This is a genomic window from Pseudarthrobacter sp. Pseusp20 (assembly GCF_059492155.1).
Genome location: NZ_CP168521.1, coordinates 3378622 through 3397748, shown reverse-complemented (window position 1 = coordinate 3397748; position 19127 = coordinate 3378622). Strand labels below are relative to the sequence as shown.

Below are 19127 nucleotides of genomic sequence, written 5' to 3'. Positions count from 1 at the left end.
ATGTCTCGTCCATCTGTCAGGCCAAGGCGCTTTCGGTTTACCTGCGCTTCGTTCATCGAGCGCCGACGTTGTAGACGTTAGTGCCATCTATCTTCTCCGCTTCAAAGTTTGCTTTGACCCAATCCTGTAGGGCAATGAGATCCTTGCTGTTGCCCGGCACCCTCAGTTGCTCTTGCTGCTCGATCACGTAGCAGACCTGACCGGAGGATACTGCCGTTTGAAATTGTTCGAGGGTCGGTGTGGGGTCCACCGCCGCGAATCCCCCAATCGACATAACCGCGCGTCCTGTTGCAAGTTGATATTGGGCGGCGGTTTGGCCGGGATATGTTGCAGCGGCCCATGTGCAGCTGTCTGGGGCCTGCCGAACAAGGTTGACCATGGCGGGGCTTGGTTTAATACCAATCGCTATGCCTGTGGCCCACGCTGGCTCTTGCTGCTTTACCCCTTGTAGAAACCGACTCAGTGTATTCGGGTTGTTTGTCAGCGCACCTGACATGGGATTTGATCCCTCCTGCGGCGACTGCAGCGTGAATGCGGAGCAGGAAAGGGGGCCTACAAGGAGTACACCGACCGCAAGAGAGCCAGCAGTGCGAGGTATCCACTGCCGGGGTGCCCGGACTGCCAGAACTGCAGCTGCGCAAACGCCGAGGAGTAGGAGGCTAGTCCCCAACCAGTCTGGATAGGCGCTGCTCAATTGCCACATCCCGTGCGCGAACACCGTGGCCACCACCAAGGAGAGTGCCAGGGTAATGCGCCCCGAACGTGTGTTCACTGATTTTCTCATCAAGTCAGTCCCTAGGCCGAGGCATAGAGCCATGGGAAGTGCCAGAGATGCAGTGTAGTAGGAATGAAAGTTACTTCCCATAAAGCTGAGCACCATATAGGTGGTAGCTGTCCATGCCACCGACCCACAAATAAGAATTGACTGTCGGCGAGAATAGCTATTTTTCGCTAGGAGAATGATCAACCCTATGCAGGAAAGTAAGGCTGGCAGCAGAAGCCAACCTAGTTCTTGGCCGTAGTTTGCATTGAACAGTCGAAGCAATCCAGCATCTGATTCCACCGTGCGGAATTGGACGGGTATAAGGGCGGCAGATGGGGAGTCGTCGTGCTGCAGGACGCGATCCAGTCCGTTGTACCCCAATGTGAGCTCAATCATGCTGTTAGTGGTCGAGCCCCCGATGTAAGGGCGACTTGAATTGAATCGCGAGTCCACGAAAAGTGGCCACGCGAGTGAACCAATCCCTAGCACGAGGCCCGCGGCACCCAAGGAAACGAATCGCCTGCGCCACCCAAGTGGTGCGTAGAGTAAATACGATGCAGCAACTGCCGGAAGTACAAGGAAGGCCTGCAGTTGCTTAGTTAGAAACCCCAGGATAAGGAAGACGGTCGCCAGGAGCATATACCTGAAGTGACCGCTCTCGGATGCGCGAACACCTGCGTAGAGGGCGGCGACCATCAAAAGAACCATAAGAGGGTCTGGGTTGTTGTAGCGAGCCATCAGGACTGTGATGGGGGCGAAAGCATAGGCGATTCCTGCGAGGAGGGCGGTTGAGAAAGGAAAACACCGCCTCAAAAGCCGAAACGCCATGTAAGTGCTGGCCAATGTCATGACTGCCTGTGGAACCATTATGGACCAAGAGTTGAGGCCAAAAATCCGAACAGAGATTCCCATAATCCAAAGGCTTAGCGGGGGCTTGTCGACCGTGATGAAGTTGCCCCAATCAGCCGAAGCGAAAAGAAATGCTTCAAGGTTGTACTGTCCGGCCTGTATCGCAGCAGAGTAATAGGCATTTGCCCAGCCATTTCTGTCAACTGCCCAGACGTACACGAGCCCCGCCGCGAGCATTAGGGCACCAAGAGCCCATTTTTCCCTGTGCCGGTGAACAGGGACCTGGTCGTTCAGGACCGCAGTGCCCCGCTGCTCTTCCGCGACTTTCACAGGCCAGACTTTCCGGCATGCGCAACTTGCATGCTTGTCGCACTGCCCGAAGTACGGCCGCCTCTGAAGACCCAGAGGCGGAGGAGCACGAATCGCAGCAATGTCGCAACGACGTTCGCAGCAGTCAGAACTAGAAGTTCCACTCTGGGTGCAGCGTCGGGATGCACCGAGTGGAGCACCAGCAAACACGATGACGTGATAGCCCAGGCCAACAAGAAGACCAAGAAACCTTGGAATTGTTGGGTGAACAATTTCTCTGGCCCGCTTATACCGAATGTGTATCTGCGGTTTGCTGCGGTATTTCCTACCGCCGTAAGCAGTAGTGCAACGAAGTTGGCTTCCTGAGAGCCAAGGGGTCCCTGCATCATTAGGTACAGCAGAGCGAACGCCAGAGTCGAGGCCGCCCCCACGAGTCCAAAGCGGAGTACCTGCCCAAAGAAGCTTGGCCGGTTCAGAGGCGCGATCGGCCGGCGTCCGAGTTCAGCGTAGATTGCCTGAACAGGAATCACGCCCTTTAATAAGGAGGTGGCTACCCGCACCATCCCCCTGAGGTCATCCAGAGCAGTCTGCTTGATATCGACCCGGCTGTCGGGATCATCCACCCAATCGACTGGAATTTCGTGAATGCGGAGCCCGGAGCGTTCAGCGATGATCAGCAACTCTGTGTCAAAAAACCAGCCGTTGTCCTCGATATGGGGGAGCAGGCGTTTCGCTACGTCGGCCCGAAGTGCCTTGAACCCGCACTGTGCGTCGGAGAACCTCACGTGCATTGTGCGACGCAACAGGAAGTTGTAGGACCGGGAAATGAATTCGCGCTTCGGACCACGGCTCACCCGTGAGGTCTGACCCAACCGTGTGCCTATCGAAATATCCGAATGACCAGACAGCAAGGGGGCGACAAGGGGCGGAAGCGCCGCAAGATCGGTGGATAGATCCACGTCCAAGTAGGCGAGGACTTTTGCTTCGGAAGCGGTCCAGGCATCTCTCAGTGCCAAGCCGCGTCCTTTGGCTTCAAGGCGTCGGTATTCGATGTTTTCATGTTGCTCACTGAGTCGAGCGGCAATCACCGGTGTCCCGTCGGTGCTTGCATTATCGGCGATGGTAATTTTCCACGTCGACGGCATTTCATGCGTCAGATAATCGGCGAGCCTTGTGATGCTGTTTTCGAGTACCGCTTCTTCGTTGTAGACCGGTACTACAATTTCGAGCGCCAAGCCCCCATAGCTAGGTGTCATGCATGGATCGTAGGGTTCACGAAGTAGGCACGGCGAGGGTTTGAGGTAAAGACAGGTACCCGGACCGTGATCTAAGTAGCCAGGAAGTCCCGCACTCTCGCTGAGGCAGGTAATCGCGATGGAAGACCAAGTAGCCGGTTGGAAGCCTTCTTGCTGCAAAAGGGAGCTCCAATCACCGTTCCGCCTGAAAAGCCCGGATAGCCACTAGGTTCCGGGCCGTGTGGGAGGTGCGACGGCGAAATCAGGTAGTTGCTACTGAGGCGCAGGACCGGGCCGGCTACATACCTTTGACGCATGCAAGGGATAGGCGTGGCGCGGTACCAAGCCCTCGATGGGTTGAGGGGAATCGCCGCATGCGTGGTCCTGATTCATCACTGTTGCCTGGTCTCCCCGGAGCTGGCGGAAGCGGTGGACAGCAACGGACGCGGCACCTTCGAACCGTGGACATGGTGGACCGTCTTTTCGCCCCTTCACCTTTTCTGGGCAGGCCAAGAGGCGGTCTTTGTGTTTTTTATCCTGTCCGGGTTCGTCCTCACGCTGCCACGGCTGCGAGGCCGTCCTCAGAGTTGGCCGGCTTATTACTGTAAGCGAATAGCTCGAATCTTTCCGCCCGTGTGGGCGTCGCTCGGTCTCGCTGTCATTACCGTCTGGATTGCTCCCAGGATCGCAGACCCTGACCTAAGTTCTTGGGTCAATAAGCATCAAGAACCCACAAATGCCTTCATTGATGGAGCCTTGCTTTTCGGCGCAAGTAGCTTGAACTCACCTCTCTGGTCTCTGAGGTGGGAAGTTCTGTTTTCATTGTTGCTCCCGATGTTTTGCATAGGTGTCTGTCGATTCAGGCAAGCCTGGATGCTGCGCATGGCGGGCCTTCTCATGACAATCGGCCTAGGAGACATCCTGGAAGAGGACGTACTGGTATTCCTCCCCATGTTTGGACTCGGCGTTCTCATGGCATCGCATGTGGAGGTTCTCAGCGCGTGGGCGGCAAAGTTCCGTTCCAGCACGTGGTGTGGGCTTCTCACCGTCACACTCATCTTCTTGTTGTCGCGCTGGATTCTGCCTGGCATTCCTGCAGCCAATGCACTGTCTGCAGTCGGCGGAGTACTTCTTCTGTTCATGTTCGTCGGGTCGAAGGGGACCAGCATGATTGGGAGTGCTCCGGCTCTCCAATGGCTGGGCAAACTGTCCTTTAGCCTTTACTTGACTCACGAACCCGTGGTTGTGTCCGTCGCCCTTGTGACACATTCTGATGAGCCCGTTGTAGTCGGGCTCATCGCCGTACCGCTTTCTATCGCCTTGGCCGTGGCTTTCAGCGCCTTGGTGGAGCGACCCAGTCTTCGATTGGCGTCAACCGTGGGTGATCTGGTCGACAAGACAAGCTGGCGTCCACGTCTATGGAGTCAGGGCCGGGAAAGCCGCATCCAAAACAAGGAGCCATCCAGGAATTAAGCGGCCGGGAGATCGTCGGCCCGATGCCTGCGATTGCGCTGGGGCGCCTTCTGATTCAGGTTGAAGATCGGCAATGCGTGCCTGGGAAGCAGCGGTTTCCATTTCCCCCCACACCCATCCTCTACACTTGACCGGTGTCTAGATTATTTGGAACTGATGGTGTCCGGGGGCTGGCCAACGGCCTGCTGACAGCAGAACTGGCCCTGCAGCTGGCCCAGGCGGCCGCCGTCGTGCTCGGCCACGACCGCAACTCCAACGGCTCCCGGCCCCGCGCCGTGCTGGCCCGCGACCCGCGCGCCAGCGGCGAATTCATCGCCGCAGCCGTGGAAGCCGGGCTCTCCAGCTCAGGCATCGACGTCTATGACGCAGGGGTGTTGCCCACCCCCGCGGCCGCTTACCTGGTGGCGGACCTGGACGCGGATTTCGGCGTCATGATCTCCGCCTCCCACAACCCGGCACCGGATAACGGCATCAAGTTCTTCGCCCGCGGCGGCCAGAAGCTGCCCGACGAGGTGGAGGACGCCATCGAAGCCCAGATGGGCAAGGAAGCCGTCCGGCCCACCGGCGCCGACGTGGGCCGCATACAGCGCTTCTCCGACGCAGAGGACCGCTACATCGTCCACCTGCTCCGCACCCTCCCGCACCGCCTCGATGGCCTCACCGTGGTCCTTGACTGCGCCAACGGTGCGGCCAGCGGCTGCTCGCCCCAGCTCTTCAAGGACGCCGGAGCTGACGTGGTCGTCATCGGCGCCGATCCGGACGGTCTCAACATCAACGACGGCGTCGGCTCCACCCACCTCGGCCCGCTCAAGGAAGCCGTGATCAAGTACGGTGCCAACCTGGGAATCGCCCACGACGGCGATGCCGACCGCTGCCTGGCGGTGGACCACGAGGGCAACGAGGTTGACGGCGACCAGATCATGGCCATCCTCGCCGTCGCGCTCAAGAACTCCGGCAAACTCAAGGATGACGTCCTGGTAGCCACCGTCATGAGCAACCTCGGCCTGAAGATCGCCCTCCGCGAAGCCGGCATCACCATCGTGGAAACCGCGGTGGGGGACCGCTACGTGCTGGAGGGCATGCGCGATGGCGGCTACAACCTGGGCGGCGAACAGTCCGGCCACGTCATCTTCGCCGACCACGCCACCACCGGCGACGGCCTCCTCACCGGCCTGCAGCTCGCCGCACAGGTGGCCCTGACCGGGAAACCGCTCAAGGAACTCGCCACCGTGATGACCAAGCTCCCGCAGGTCCTCATCAACGTCAAGGGCGTGGACCGCACCCGCGTGGGCAGCAGCGATGTCCTGGCCCAGGCCGTGGCATCGGCGGAAGCAGCGCTTGGGGAAACCGGCCGCGTCCTGCTCCGCCCATCCGGCACTGAGCCCGTGGTCCGCGTCATGGTGGAGGCCGCCGACGAGGAGACGGCCCAGTCCATCGCCGAACACCTGGCCCAGGTGGTCCGCACCGAACTCGCGCTGGAGCTCGCCTCCAACTAGCCGGCGCGGCTCAAAACAACCGCAGCAAAAAGAGTGGCCCGCCTCCCAACAGGGAGACGGGCCACTTTGCGGTTGGAAAGGCTTAGACCCGGTCCTTCAATGCATCCCGGATCTCGGTCAGGAGCGCAACCTGCGGATCCTCTGCAGCGTCCTTCTTCACATCCTTGTTGATCCCAAGCCGGCGGTTGCGGCGCTCAATCATGATGTTCATCGGCATCACCACCACAAAATAGATGGCCGCCGCAATCAGCAGGAAGTTCACCACCGCGGTCAGCAGCACCCCGAACTCGATGGCGTTGCCGTTCAGCTCCACCCTTCCAAAGCTGTCGAAGTTGGGTGCACCCACTAGGCCTGAGACGAAGGGCATCAGCACTTTGTTGACCAGCGCCGTCACCACGGCGCCGAAAGCAGTACCCATGACGACGGCGACCGCAAGGTCAACCACGTTGCCCTTCATAATGAAGTTTTTGAATCCACTAAGCATGGAAACCAACCTAGCGCACCGGCATTACAGGTACCCCGGTGCCGCCTCCAGGCCGAAGTATTCCTCCAGCGTGCCGATGCCCCGGTTCAGCATGTCCGTGGCCGCCTCCACGCCCACGTACCGCAGGTGCCACGGCTCGTAGTAGTACCCCGTGACGGGGTGCAGCATCCAGGGATACCGCACCACGAATCCGAAGCGGTGGCCGTTGGCTTTCGCCCAGGACGCCGCTGGCTGGTCGGCAAAGCACGGCTGGAAGCTGCAGGCGCCCCCGCCGTCCGCGATGTCGAACGCCCACCCCGTCTGGTGCTCCGAGTGGCCGGGCCGGGCACTGGCCGTGTCGGCATCGGCTTGCCCGCGCGCCGCGACGTACCCGTTGTAGGTGGTCACCTGCGTGCTGTACGAGCGGTAGCCGCTGGCCAGGACCAAAGCCACGCCATCCTGCGCGGCGGCCGCGAACATCGCTTCGGCCGCCGCCGCCGTCGTGCTGTTCAACAGCGCCGCCTCGCCCGCGGCGGAAATGGCGACGGCGGGACGCGCCAGGTCCGCCGGCACAAAGTTCGCCGGCTTCAGGGGCCGGTGCTTGTTGACGATGACCCACTGGCTGGCCGGGTCATCAAGCGAAAACTGGCGCGCCAGGGCCGCCGACGGCGACGGTGACGGTGCGGGGGACGGCACCTCCGGTGACTGGCCCACCGTGGCGGCTTCCGCCGTCGGGCCCGCTGAAGCGGTGACCGCAGCAGGGGAGGGGGCTGCGGAAGAAACAGCGGACGACGCCGGCACGGCGTTGGGTGCCTCAGGCGTGCACGCTGCCAGGACAGTCAGCCCGGCCCCCGCGGCGAGGAACCGGGTGAAGCTGCGCCGGCTGGGGGACCCGCATTGGTAGCACACCTGTGCTACACCTTCCGGAGGAGCATGCGGCGAATGGAGTGGTCCGCTTCTTTGGTCAGCACCAGCTGCGCCCGCCCCCGCGTGGGAAGGACATTCTCCTCCAGGTTGGGTTCGTTGATCCGCTTCCAGATGTCGCGGGCCGTGGTTTCGGCTTCCTCGTCGGACAGCGTGGCGTAGCGGTGGAAGTAGGACTCCGGCTGTGCGAACGCGGTGCTGCGCAGCTTCCGGAACCGGTCCACGTACCACTCCTCGATGTAGGAGGTCTTGGCATCGACGTAGATGGAGAAGTCAAAGAAGTCGCTCAGTGCCAGCCCCTGGCGGCCGTCATGCCGGGGCCGTGCCGGAGCCAGGACGTTCAGGCCCTCCACGATGAGCACGTCAGGACGGCGGACCACCACTTCCTTGCCGGGCACGATGTCGTACGTGACGTGGGAGTACCAGGGCGCGCGCACTTCCTCGGCGCCGCCCTTGATCTCGCTCACGAAGCGCAGCAGCGCCCGCCGGTCGTAGGACTCCGGGAAGCCCTTCCGGTCCAGCAGCTGCCGGCGCTTGAGTTCGGCCAGGGGGTAGAGGAAGCCATCGGTGGTGATGAGCTCCACGTTGGGGGTGCCCGGCCAGCGGCGGAGCATCTCACGCAGCACGCGGGCGATGGTGGACTTGCCCACGGCAACCGAACCGGCCACGCCGATCACGAACGGGGTGCGCTGGGTCTGCTCGCCCAGGAACGTGGTAGTGGCCGCGTGCAGCTGCCCCGCCGCCTCAACGTACAGGTGCAGCAGCCGTGACAGCGGCAGGTAGACATCCCTGACTTCATTGATGTCCAGGGGGTCACCGAGCCCGCGAAGGCGCAGCACATCCTCTTCATTAAGGGGCTGTTCCATCTGGGCTGCGAGCCGGGACCAGGTTTGCCGGTCCAGCTCCACGAACGGCGAGGCACCCTCCCCGTTCGCTTCATTGCGTTGCGAAGTCACGCTAAAGATTCTGCCCCGCGCCCGGCCCATCACGAAATGAGCGCCCTGCTCAGCGCGGCGGAGCCCGTCACGCAGGCCCCCGTTAAAGCCCCGCCGGGTGGGCCGCCGGTTTAGAGCAACAGGCACGCTGCCGATAGTCTTGTGCCTATGTGTGGAATCGTGGGATACGTAGGCCGTCCGGTTGACGGTGCAATTAACGGTCACAGTGCCCTGGATGTTGTCCTTGAAGGACTGCGCCGCCTGGAGTACCGCGGTTATGACTCTGCCGGCGTGGCAGTGGTGTCCAAGGGCGCCATTGAGTCGCGGAAGAAGTCCGGAAAGCTGAGCAACCTGATTGCCGAGCTGGAGGCCCGCCCGTTGCCTGAGACGGTGACCGGGATCGGACACACCCGCTGGGCCACGCACGGCGGCCCGACGGACCGCAACGCGCACCCGCACCTGGCTGACGGCGGCAAGCTGGCCGTGATCCACAACGGCATCATCGAAAACTTCGCCGAGCTCAAGCTCGAGCTGCTTGAAAAGGGCGTCACGTTCCTGTCCGAGACGGACACTGAGGTCGCTGCCGCGCTGCTGGCCGACATCCTCCGGAACAAGCTGGGCGGGGACACCGCGAACGGTGGCCTGACCCGCGCCATGGAGCTGGCCTGCCAGCGCCTGGAGGGCGCCTTCACCCTGCTGGCCGTGCACGCGGACCAGCCCGACGTCGTCGTGGCCGCCCGCCGCAACTCACCGCTGGTGGTGGGCCTGGGCGAGGGGGAGAACTTCCTGGGCTCGGACGTGTCAGGGTTCATCGACTACACCCGCCGCGCGGTGGAGCTGGGCCAGGACCAGATCGTGACCATCACCGCGGACACGGTGGAGATCACCGATTTCTACGGCAACCCGGCCCAGGGCAAGGAATACCACGTGGACTGGGACCCGGCCTCCGCGGAAAAGGGCGGCTTCTCCTCCTTCATGGAGAAGGAAATCCACGACCAGCCCGACGCCGTGGCGCAGACCCTGCTGGGACGTTCGGACATCAAGGGCAAGCTGACCCTGGACGAGCTGCGGATTGATCCGGAACTGCTGAAGCAGGTCAACAAGATCATCGTGCTGGCCTGCGGCACCGCCGCCTACGCGGGCATGGTGGCCAAGTACGCCATCGAGAACTGGTGCCGGATCCCCACGGAAGTGGAGCTGGCACACGAGTTCCGCTACCGGGACCCGATCCTGGACCAGAACACCCTGGTGGTCTCCATCAGCCAGTCCGGCGAGACCATGGACACGCTGATGGCAGTCCGGTACGCCCGCGAACAGGGCGCCAAGACCATCTCCATCTGCAACACCAACGGCTCCACCATCCCGCGCGAATCCGACGCCGTGCTGTACACGCACGCCGGCCCGGAAATCGCGGTGGCGTCCACCAAGGCGTTCCTGGCGCAGATCACCGCCGCCTACCTGCTGGGCCTGTACCTCGCCCAGCTGCGCGGCAACATCTTCTCCGGCCAGATCAAGGACGTCCTCGCGGACCTGAACAAGATCCCCGCGAAGATCCAGACCATCCTGGACAACGCCGGGCCGCTGCGCGAACTGGCCCGCAGCATGGCGAACGAGAAGTCCGTGCTGTTCCTGGGCCGCCACGTGGGCTACCCGGTGGCCCTCGAGGGCGCGCTGAAGCTCAAGGAAATCGCGTACATCCACGCGGAGGGCTTCGCGGCCGGTGAGCTCAAGCACGGCCCCATCGCCCTGATCGATGAAGGCCAGCCGGTGTTCGTGGTGGTCCCGTCCCCGCGCGGCCGCGACTCGCTGCACGCCAAGGTGGTCTCCAACATCCAGGAAGTCCGCGCCCGCGGCGCCCGCACCCTGGTCATCGCCGAGGAAGGCGACGAAGCCGTCAAGGCCTACGCCGAGTACGTCTTCTACGTCCCCGAAACCCCCACCCTGCTCATGCCCCTGCTGACCACCGTCCCGCTGCAGATCTTCGCCGCGGAACTCGCGGCAGCCAAGGGCTACGACGTGGACCAGCCCCGCAACCTCGCCAAGAGCGTCACCGTCGAGTAACAGCCAGCCAATGAACAGCTGAAAGCCCCGGGCCCACTGAACCAGTCAGTGGGCCCGGGGCTTTCACCCTTAACCCTGCCGTGCCAAAACCAGGTGTTTGCGCTGATGGCGGACAACCGCAATTTCCGGGGTCAAACCGCACCCTGCACCCGCTTCCGGCCAGGCGCGCCCCCGTAGAATGAAGCCCATGATCGTTGGCATCGGGGTAGACGTAGTAGACATCGAGCGGTTCGGCCGCCAGCTGGAACGGACGCCGGGCCTGAGGGACCGGCTGTTCGTGCCGGCGGAACGGGAACTGAACACCCGCTCCCTGGCAGCCAGGTTCGCCGCGAAGGAAGCCGTGGCCAAGGTCCTCGGTGCGCCCGCCGGCATGAACTGGCAGGACTGCTGGATCGGCCTTGACCACAACGGACCCACCGTCCAGGTCAAGGGGACCGTCCTTGCGGTTGCCGAGGCCAAAGGCGTCAAGCGCTGGCACCTGTCCATCAGCCACGACGGCGGCATCGCCACCGCAACGGTCCTGGCCGAAGGCTGACCAGGCAGCCGCCGCATGATCAACGCCTACACCGGAACGCAGGTCCGGGCCGCCGAGCAACCCCTCCTGGCCACCGGCCTGGGGGACGTGCTCATGCAGCGCGCCGCACACGGCCTGGCCGGCGCCGTCGTCCAGGAACTCAAGTCCCGGGGCCGCCGCCTGAGCGGTGCCCGCGTGGTGGTGCTGGCCGGCAAGGGCAACAACGGTGGCGATGGCCTGTTCGCAGCCGCCTTCCTTGCCGCCCGCGGAATGCGCACGACGGCGGTACTCACCGGCGATTCCGCCCATCCGGCTGGCCTTGCGGCATTCGAGCGCGCCGGCGGCCGGGTGCACCGGCTCACTGAATCTGCAATCCCGGGACTGGCGGCGGAAGCTGCCGCGGCCGACGTCGTCATTGACGCCGTGCTGGGGACCGGAGCGAAAGGCGGGCTGCGGGGCAGCGCTGCAGACCTGGTCCAGGCTGTCAGTGACGGCATCAGGAGCGGTTTGGTGGTGGCCTGCGACCTCCCGAGCGGCGTGGACGCCGATACCGGCGAGGCAGCCGGGCCGGTCCTTTCCGCTGACCTGACCGTGACGTTCGGGGGAGCGAAGGCCGGCCTGCTGGCGGACCCGGGCGCGGACCATGCTGGACGCGTCCTGGTGGTGCCGATCGGGATCGAGGAGCACCTGCCGCAGCCGTCCCTTCGCCGGCTGGAGGATGCCGAACTGGCCCACCTCCTGCCCCGTCCTGCACGGCGGGCCCAAAAGTACTCCCGCGGAGTGCTGGGAGTGGTGGCCGGATCCGAAGACTATCCCGGCGCCGCAGTCCTGGCGTGCCGGGGCGCCCTGGCCGCAGGAGTCGGCATGGTGCGGTACCTCGGTCCGCCGGCCGTGGCCGACCTCGTCCGGCAGTCCTGCCCTGAGGTGGTGTGCAGCACCGGGAGCGTGGCCGACAACCGGGTGCAGGCATGGCTGGTGGGCTCGGGCATGGGCCCGCAGGACCATGACCAGTTGACGCGTGCCCGCGATGCCATCGCGTCCGGACTTCCCGTCGTTGCCGACGCCGGCGCGCTGCCCGCGTTGCCGGCCATGCTCGCCCCGCACATGGTGCTGACCCCGCACGCCGGCGAGCTGGCGTCGCTGTTCCAACGCCTGGGCGGTGGGGAGGACCGGGAAGCCGTGGAAACAGGAACCCTCGCCGCCGTACGCCAGGCCGCCAACCGTACGGGAGCCACCGTCCTGCTCAAAGGCGCCACCACACTCGTGGCGGCACCCTGGGGAGAGACCTTCAGCCAGGCGGACGGTACGCCCTGGCTCGCCACTGCAGGCAGTGGGGACGTCCTGGCCGGGGTCATTGGTGCGCTGCTCGCCCAGGCGGGGCCCGACGTCGGCCGCTTCAGTGAGGTGGGCATAGCGGCGGAGGGGCGGTGGGCCGCCATTGCCGCACTGGGCGCCGCGCTGCACGGGCGGGCAGGGCTGGCGGCGTCGGAGGCGGTGACAGGTGGTCCGATCACGGCAGGCGGCGTCGCGAATGCCATACCCGAAATTTGGGGTAAAGTCAGCATGCTTAGTAAATATGGAGCCTGGAAACGTAATAGTCACAGCCAACCACTACGGTAGGCATTAGTTCGCACCAGCAGCGGGGCGTTCCGATGCCCTCTGCTGCTGACCACAAAATGAGGAGCACGATGGAAGTCTGGCCTGGAACTGCCTATCCGCTGGGAGCGACCTTTGATGGCACCGGCACCAATTTCGCCCTGTTCAGCGAACGGGCCGAGCGGGTCGAACTCTGCCTCCTGGCTGATGACCTGACCGAAACGCGCATCGAACTGACCGAGGTGGACGGCTACGTGTGGCACTGCTACCTGCCGCACATCCAGCCCGGCCAGAAGTACGGCTACCGCGTGCACGGTCCCTACGACCCCGCCAGCGGCAACCGCTTCAACCCGAACAAGCTGCTGATGGATCCCTACGCCAAGGCCATCCAGGGCCAGATCGACTGGGACCCGGCCCTCTTCTCCTACGAATTCGGCGACCCCGACTCCCGCAACGACGCCGATTCCGCTCCGCACACCATGCACGGCGTGGTCATCAACCCCTTCTTCGAATGGGACGGCGACCGCCAACTGCGGATCCCGTACCACGAGTCGGTGATCTACGAAGCCCACGTCAAGGGCCTCACCGAGCTCCACCCGGAAATCCCGGACGAACAGCGCGGCACCTACGCCGGTGTGGCCCACCCTGCGGTCATTGAGCACATGAAGAAGCTCGGGGTCACGGCCATCGAACTCATGCCCGTCCACCAGTTCGTCAACGACGGCACCCTGGTGGAAAAGGGGCTCAGCAACTACTGGGGCTACAACACCATCGGCTTCTTCGCCCCGCAGAACACCTACAGCGCCACCGGCGACGTGGGGCACCAGGTCCAGGAATTCAAGGCCATGGTCCGCGACCTGCACCGCGCCGGCATCGAAGTGATCCTCGACGTCGTCTACAACCACACTGCCGAAGGCAACCACCTGGGCCCCACGCTGTCCTTCAAGGGCATCGACAACCAGGCCTACTACCGCCTGGTGGACAACGACCTCAAGCACTACATGGACTACACCGGCACCGGCAACTCCCTGAACGTCCGCCACCCGCACTCGCTGCAGCTGCTCATGGACTCCCTGCGCTACTGGGTCACGGAGATGCACGTGGACGGCTTCCGCTTCGACCTTGCCTCCACCCTGGCCCGTGAGTTCTACGACGTGGACAAGCTCTCCACCTTCTTCGAACTCATCCAGCAGGACCCGGTAGTTTCCCAGGTGAAGCTGATCGCCGAGCCGTGGGACGTGGGCCCGGGCGGCTACCAGGTGGGCAACTTCCCGCCGCAGTGGACCGAATGGAACGGCAAGTACCGCGACACCGTCCGCGACTTCTGGCGCGGCGAGCCCTCCACGCTTGGCGAGTTCGCCTCCCGGCTAACCGGCTCCGCCGACCTCTACGAAAGCTCCGCCCGCCGTCCGGTGGCCTCAATCAACTTCGTCACCGCCCACGACGGTTTCACCATGCGGGACCTGGTCTCCTACAACGAGAAGCACAACGAGGCCAACGGCGAGGGCAACAACGACGGCGAATCGCACAACCGCTCCTGGAACTGCGGCGTTGAAGGCGACACCGACGACGACAAGGTCCTGACCCTGCGCGCCCGCCAGCAGCGGAACTTCATCGCCACGCTGCTGCTCTCCCAGGGTGTGCCCATGCTGCTGCACGGCGACGAGCTGGGCCGCACCCAGCAGGGAAACAACAACACCTACTGCCAGGATTCCGAGCTCAGCTGGATCCACTGGGAAGCCATGGACCAGCCGCTGGTGGAGTTCACCGCCTTCGTGAACAAGCTCCGCCACGACCACCCGACGTTCCGCCGCAGCCGCTTCTTCGACGGCCGGCCGGTGCGCCGCGGCGAAGGCGAAAAGCTGCCGGACATCGTCTGGCTCAAGACGGACGGCACCGAAATGCTGCCGGAGGACTGGGGGAGCGGCTTCGGCCGCACCATCGGCGTGTTCTACAACGGCGACGGCATCCAGGAACAGGATTCACGCGGCCGGCGCATCACGGACGACAGCTTCATCATGGCCTTCAACGCCCACGACGATGCCGTGGACTTCTGCCTTCCCAACGAAGAGTACTCACAGTACTGGGAGGTCCTGATTGACACCGCGGCCCAGGCTGACGCGTATGAACCGCTCAAGGCGAAGGCAACGCTGACCCTGGACGCGAAGTCCATGGTGGTGCTGCGCGCCTACTCCGGCCCGGAAGCTGAAGTGGACACGTCCGCTGCCGCTTCACTGGCGTCCAGGGTAGAGCACGAGGAAGCCCAGGAGGAGATGGTGGAGGCCCAGACCAAGGCCGCGGAAGCGAGCGAGGCAAAGGCCGAGGAAACCAAGGCAGCCAAAGCCGAGGACGCCAAGGCTGCGAAGGCGGAGGAGACCAAGGCTGCGAAGGCAACCGAGGCATGAGGACGCCCGTCTCCACCTACCGTTTGCAGATCCGCAGCAGCTTCACCCTGTTCGACGCCGCCAACCAGGTCCCGTACCTGAAGGACCTCGGCGTGGACTGGGTGTACCTTTCGCCCATCCTCACTGCGGAAAAAGGTTCGGACCACGGCTATGACGTGACCGACCCCTCCGCCGTGGACCCGGACCGCGGCGGCCCTGAAGGGCTGCTGGCCCTGTCCAGGGCAGCGCGCGAGCACGGCATGGGCGTCCTGGTGGACATCGTGCCCAACCACGTGGGCGTGGCATCCCCTCCCCAGAACCCGTGGTGGTGGTCCCTGCTCAAGGAGGGCCGCGAATCACCCTACGCGGAAGCTTTCGACGTCGACTGGGACCTGGGCGGCGGAAAGGTCCGGCTCCCCATGCTGGGCTCCGACGCCGACCTGGACAAGCTGGAGGTCAAGGACGGCGAACTCCGCTACTACGATCACCGGTTCCCCCTGGCCGAAGGCACATACAGCGACGGTGATTCCCCGCAGGACGTGCACAGCCGCCAGCACTACCAGCTGATGGACTGGCGCCGCGCCGACGCCGAGCTGAACTACCGGCGCTTCTTCGCGGTCACCACGCTCGCCGGAATCCGCGTCGAAGAACCCTCGGTCTTCCAGGAAGCGCATGCCGAGGTGGGGCGCTGGTTCACCGAGGGCCTGGTGGACGGGCTCCGCGTGGACCACCCGGACGGCCTCGCCGATCCCACCGGCTATCTCCGCTGGCTGAAGGACCTCAGCGGCGGCGCCTACGTCCTGGTGGAGAAGATCCTGGAACCGGGCGAGGTGCTGCCGCAGGAGTTCGCGTGCGAAGGCACCACCGGATACGACGCGCTGGCGGACGTGGACCGGGTCTTTGTGGACCCCGCGGGGCAGCAGGCACTGGACGCACTGGACGCCAGGCTGCGGGGCTCCTCAGAGCCCGCGGACTATGCCGCAATGATCCGCGGCACCAAGCGCATGATCGCCGACGGCATCCTGCGCTCCGAAGTGCTGCGGCTGGCCCGGCTGGTCCCGGAGTCCTACGGCCTCGCCCTGGACCAGGCAGCCGACGCCATCGCGGAGATTATCGCGTCCTTCCCGGTGTACCGTTCGTACCTGCCCGTGGGCGCCGATGTCCTCAAGGAAGCATGCGAGTCCGCGGCAGCCCACCGGCCGGACCTGGAAGTGGCGGTGGGAACCCTCCTTCCGCTGCTGCTGGATCCGGCCAACGCCATCGCCATCCGGTTCCAGCAGACCTCCGGCATGGTCATGGCCAAGGGCGTGGAGGATACGGCGTTCTACCGCTACACCCGCCTTGGAACCCTGACCGAGGTGGGCGCTGAACCCACCGAGTTCGCCGTGGGCCCGGAGGAATTCCACCAGCGGATGCAGCGGCGCCAGCAGGACCTCCCGCTGTCCATGACCACCCTGTCCACGCACGACACCAAACGCAGCGAGGATGCCCGGGCACGGATCTCGGTCATCGCCGAGCTGCCGCAGGAGTGGGCGGAAACGCTGGAGAGCCTTCGCGGCCTGGCGCCGATCCCGGACGGCCCGTACGAAAACCTGCTGTGGCAGGCAATCATCGGTGCCTGGCCGGCAAGCCGGGAACGGCTTCAGGGATACGCCGAGAAGGCGGCCCGGGAGGCCGGGAACTCCACCACCTGGACCAATCCCAATGGGGACTTCGAGGCCGCGGTGAAGGCCGCCGTGGACGCAGTCTTCGACGACGCCAAGGTCGCCAACGTGGTGACGGACTTCGTGGCCCGCATCGACTCCTTCTCCGCCGCCAACTCGGTTTCCGCCAAGCTGGTCCAGCTGACCATGCCCGGCGTGCCGGACGTGTACCAGGGCAGCGAGTTCTGGGAACGTTCGTTGACGGACCCGGACAACCGCCGGCCGGTGGACTTTGGTGCCCGGCAGGCTGAGCTGGCAAAGCTCGACGCCGGCACCTTGCCGGACGCGGGCACAGAGGCCAGCAAGCTCCTGGTCACCTCACGGGCACTCCGCCTGCGCCGGGACCGGCCGGAGCTGTTCCAGGGCTACGCGCCAGTCCCAGCCACCGGCGCGGCTGCCGGGCACCTGCTCGCATTCACCCGCGGAACCGATGCCTTCTCCGGCGCCCTCACGCTTGCCACCCGGCTCCCCGCCGGACTGGAAGCCGGCGGCGGGTGGCGGGACACCGCCGTCGACCTTTCCACTGCCATGCGCGACGAACTTACGGGAGCCAGCTACGGGCCGGGCCCGGTTTTGGTGGCAGATGTGCTGGGTACCTACCCGGTGGCCCTGCTGGTACCCGAAGATGGAGAGAAGGCATGACCCTGGTCAACGTTGGACCTGAGCGCTTCGATGTCTGGGCGCCGGACGTTTCATCGGTGGTTTTGCTGGCCGATGGCCGGCAATATCCCATGCAGAAGAAGGACACGGCGCCGGGATCGGAAGGGTGGTGGACGGCCCCCGACGCGCCCGTTGACGGCGACGTGGACTACGGCTACCTGCTGGACGGGGACACCGCCCCCGTCCCGGATCCCAGGTCCCGCCGGCTTCCCGCCGGCGTGCACGACCAATCCCGGACCTACGATCCCGCCGCCTATGCATGGCAGGATTCCGGCTGGCGCGGCAAGGACCTGCAGGGTTCCGTCATCTACGAACTCCACGTGGGCACCTTCACCCCCGAAGGAACCCTGGACGCCGCCGCGGAGAAGCTGGGCTACCTGGTGGACCTGGGCATCGACTTCGTGGAGCTGCTGCCGGTCAACGGATTCAACGGCACGCATAACTGGGGCTACGACGGCGTCCAGTGGTACACCGTGCACGAAGGCTACGGCGGGCCGGCCGCGTACCAGCGTTTCGTTGACGCCGCCCATGCCGCCGGACTGGGCGTCATCCAGGACGTGGTCTACAACCACCTTGGCCCCAGCGGAAACTATCTGCCCAGGTTCGGCCCCTATCTGAAGCAGGGGGACGCCAACACCTGGGGCGACTCGGTGAACCTGGACGGGCCCGGCTCGGACGTGGTCCGCGAATACATCCTGGACAACGCCGCTCTCTGGCTGCGCGACTACCACGTGGACGGGCTCCGCCTCGATGCCGTGCACGCGCTGCGGGACGAGCGCGCGGTGCACATCCTGGAGGACCTGGGGGCTTTGGGCGACGCGATTTCAGCCGGGACCGGGCTGCCCAAGACGCTCATCGCGGAATCGGACCTCAACAATCCGCGCCTGCTCTACCCCCGTGACGTCAACGGGTACGGACTGGCCGGGCAGTGGAGCGACGACTTCCACCATGCCGTGCATGTCAGCGTCAGCGGCGAGACCACCGGCTACTACTCCGACTTCAAATCCCTGGCCGTGCTGGCCAAGGTGCTGAAGGACGGGTTCCTGCACGACGGCAGCTACTCCAGCTTCCGCGGACGCCACCACGGCCGGCCCATCAACGCCGCCCTGGTGGACCCCGCGGCACTGGTGGTCTGCAACCAGAACCACGACCAGATCGGCAACCGGGCCACGGGGGACAGGCTCTCGCAGTCCCTGTCCTACGGGCAGCTCGCCGTGGCCGCGGTCCTCACGCTGACCTCCCCGTTCACCCCCATGCTGTTCATGGGCGAGGAATACGGCGCCACCACACCATGGCAGTTCTTCACCTCCCACCCCGAACCGGAGCTCGGGAAGGCCACCGCGGAAGGGCGCATCAAGGAATTCGAGCGCATGGGGTGGGATCCCGCCGTCGTGCCTGACCCGCAGGACCCGGAAACCTTCCGCCGGTCCAAGCTGGACTGGGCCGAGGCCACCTCTGGCGACCACGCGCGGCTCCTGGAGCTGTACCGGGCGTTGACGGCGCTGCGGCGCGGGCATCCGGAACCGGCGGGGCTTGGCTTCGGCGGGACGGAAGTTAAGTTCGACGACGACGCGGGCTGGCTGCGGTTCCGGCGCGGATCCGTCGAGGTCCTGGTGAACTTCGCGGACTCGAAGGTCCGGCTGGACGAGGCCGCCGGCAGCGTCCTGCTGGCCACGGACAACGGAACCACACTGGACGGCGGGTCCTTGGAACTGGCGCCCTGGAGCGCTGCGATCCTCAAAGCCTGAATCGACGGAAGAGA

General features: G+C 64.7%; 13 protein-coding genes. 8 read left to right on the top strand and 5 right to left on the bottom strand.

The features are described 5' to 3' along the window. Positions 1–52: 52 nt before the first annotated feature. Together ACEN9K_RS15610 and ACEN9K_RS15605 are read right to left on the bottom strand one after the other, a co-directional pair. Positions 53–1942 (bottom strand): ArnT family glycosyltransferase, encoded by a 1890-nt coding sequence (locus ACEN9K_RS15610; RefSeq protein ID WP_144600721.1) that lies wholly within the window; start codon positions 1940–1942, stop codon positions 53–55. Continuing rightward, complete coding sequence (locus tag ACEN9K_RS15605; protein ID WP_056389017.1) at positions 1939–3177, bottom strand: bifunctional glycosyltransferase family 2/GtrA family protein; 1239 nt, start codon at positions 3175–3177, stop codon at positions 1939–1941. Before ACEN9K_RS15605 ends, ACEN9K_RS15610 begins: the two co-directional genes overlap by 4 nt. A gap of 294 nt (positions 3178–3471) precedes the next feature. Here ACEN9K_RS15605 and ACEN9K_RS15600 point away from each other — a divergent pair, with 294 nt between their 5' ends. Both ACEN9K_RS15600 and glmM read left to right on the top strand, forming a co-directional pair. Beyond that, the gene (locus ACEN9K_RS15600; RefSeq protein WP_056389020.1) at positions 3472–4629 is read left to right on the top strand and encodes an acyltransferase family protein; all 1158 of its coding nucleotides are present in this window, start codon (positions 3472–3474) and stop codon (positions 4627–4629) included. A 134-nt stretch (positions 4630–4763) separates the two neighbouring features. Continuing rightward, positions 4764–6125 (top strand): phosphoglucosamine mutase, encoded by a 1362-nt coding sequence (gene glmM, locus ACEN9K_RS15595; protein WP_026265751.1) that lies wholly within the window; start codon positions 4764–4766, stop codon positions 6123–6125. An 82-nt stretch (positions 6126–6207) separates the two neighbouring features. Here the strand turns inward: glmM and mscL are convergent, their stop codons facing one another. The 3 genes from mscL to coaA are packed head-to-tail and all read right to left on the bottom strand — an operon-like array spanning position 6208 to position 8498. Continuing rightward, a complete protein-coding gene (gene mscL, locus ACEN9K_RS15590; protein WP_056389022.1) occupies positions 6208–6609 on the bottom strand; it encodes a large conductance mechanosensitive channel protein MscL in 402 nt (133 codons plus the stop codon). A 24-nt stretch (positions 6610–6633) separates the two neighbouring features. After that, the gene (locus ACEN9K_RS15585) at positions 6634–7497 is read right to left on the bottom strand and encodes a M15 family metallopeptidase (RefSeq protein ID WP_495634630.1); all 864 of its coding nucleotides are present in this window, start codon (positions 7495–7497) and stop codon (positions 6634–6636) included. Between the two features lie 5 nt (positions 7498–7502). Next, positions 7503–8498 carry a type I pantothenate kinase gene (gene coaA, locus ACEN9K_RS15580; protein WP_186447803.1) on the bottom strand — a complete coding sequence of 332 codons (996 nt, stop codon included), beginning with the start codon at positions 8496–8498 and terminating at the stop codon, positions 7503–7505. A gap of 117 nt (positions 8499–8615) precedes the next feature. Between coaA and glmS the strand changes: the two genes are divergently transcribed. The 6 genes from glmS to treZ all read left to right on the top strand — a co-directional run bounded on the left by glmS (position 8616) and on the right by treZ (position 19113). Next, a complete protein-coding gene (glmS, locus tag ACEN9K_RS15575) occupies positions 8616–10508 on the top strand; it encodes a glutamine--fructose-6-phosphate transaminase (isomerizing) (protein ID WP_134163725.1) in 1893 nt (630 codons plus the stop codon). A gap of 187 nt (positions 10509–10695) precedes the next feature. Then, entirely contained in the window at positions 10696–11043 is a 348-nt protein-coding gene (locus tag ACEN9K_RS15570; RefSeq protein ID WP_013601780.1) for a holo-ACP synthase, read from the top strand. A gap of 15 nt (positions 11044–11058) precedes the next feature. Continuing rightward, complete coding sequence (locus tag ACEN9K_RS15565) at positions 11059–12642, top strand: NAD(P)H-hydrate epimerase (RefSeq protein WP_495634629.1); 1584 nt, start codon at positions 11059–11061, stop codon at positions 12640–12642. 68 nt (positions 12643–12710) lie between these two features. After that, entirely contained in the window at positions 12711–15023 is a 2313-nt protein-coding gene (gene glgX, locus ACEN9K_RS15560) for a glycogen debranching protein GlgX (RefSeq protein WP_018769184.1), read from the top strand. Further along, on the top strand, positions 15020–17347 hold the full coding sequence (gene treY, locus ACEN9K_RS15555; RefSeq protein ID WP_495634628.1) for a malto-oligosyltrehalose synthase: 2328 nt from the start codon (positions 15020–15022) through the stop codon (positions 17345–17347). The genes glgX and treY overlap by 4 nt, the downstream gene beginning before the upstream one ends. Next, complete coding sequence (gene treZ, locus ACEN9K_RS15550; protein ID WP_495634627.1) at positions 17344–19113, top strand: malto-oligosyltrehalose trehalohydrolase; 1770 nt, start codon at positions 17344–17346, stop codon at positions 19111–19113. The genes treY and treZ overlap by 4 nt, the downstream gene beginning before the upstream one ends. Positions 19114–19127 lie beyond the last annotated feature (14 nt).

Coding starts and splice junctions, on each gene's coding strand:
- glmS (WP_134163725.1), top strand. CDS start 8,616: ATGTGTGGAATCGTGGGATACGTAGGCCGTCCGGTTGACGGTGCAATT.
- ACEN9K_RS15605 (WP_056389017.1), bottom strand. CDS start 3,177: ATGACACCTAGCTATGGGGGCTTGGCGCTCGAAATTGTAGTACCGGTC.
- ACEN9K_RS15600 (WP_056389020.1), top strand. CDS start 3,472: ATGCAAGGGATAGGCGTGGCGCGGTACCAAGCCCTCGATGGGTTGAGG.
- coaA (WP_186447803.1), bottom strand. CDS start 8,498: ATGGGCCGGGCGCGGGGCAGAATCTTTAGCGTGACTTCGCAACGCAAT.
- treY (WP_495634628.1), top strand. CDS start 15,020: ATGAGGACGCCCGTCTCCACCTACCGTTTGCAGATCCGCAGCAGCTTC.
- glgX (WP_018769184.1), top strand. CDS start 12,711: ATGGAAGTCTGGCCTGGAACTGCCTATCCGCTGGGAGCGACCTTTGAT.
- mscL (WP_056389022.1), bottom strand. CDS start 6,609: ATGCTTAGTGGATTCAAAAACTTCATTATGAAGGGCAACGTGGTTGAC.
- ACEN9K_RS15570 (WP_013601780.1), top strand. CDS start 10,696: ATGATCGTTGGCATCGGGGTAGACGTAGTAGACATCGAGCGGTTCGGC.
- treZ (WP_495634627.1), top strand. CDS start 17,344: ATGACCCTGGTCAACGTTGGACCTGAGCGCTTCGATGTCTGGGCGCCG.
- ACEN9K_RS15565 (WP_495634629.1), top strand. CDS start 11,059: ATGATCAACGCCTACACCGGAACGCAGGTCCGGGCCGCCGAGCAACCC.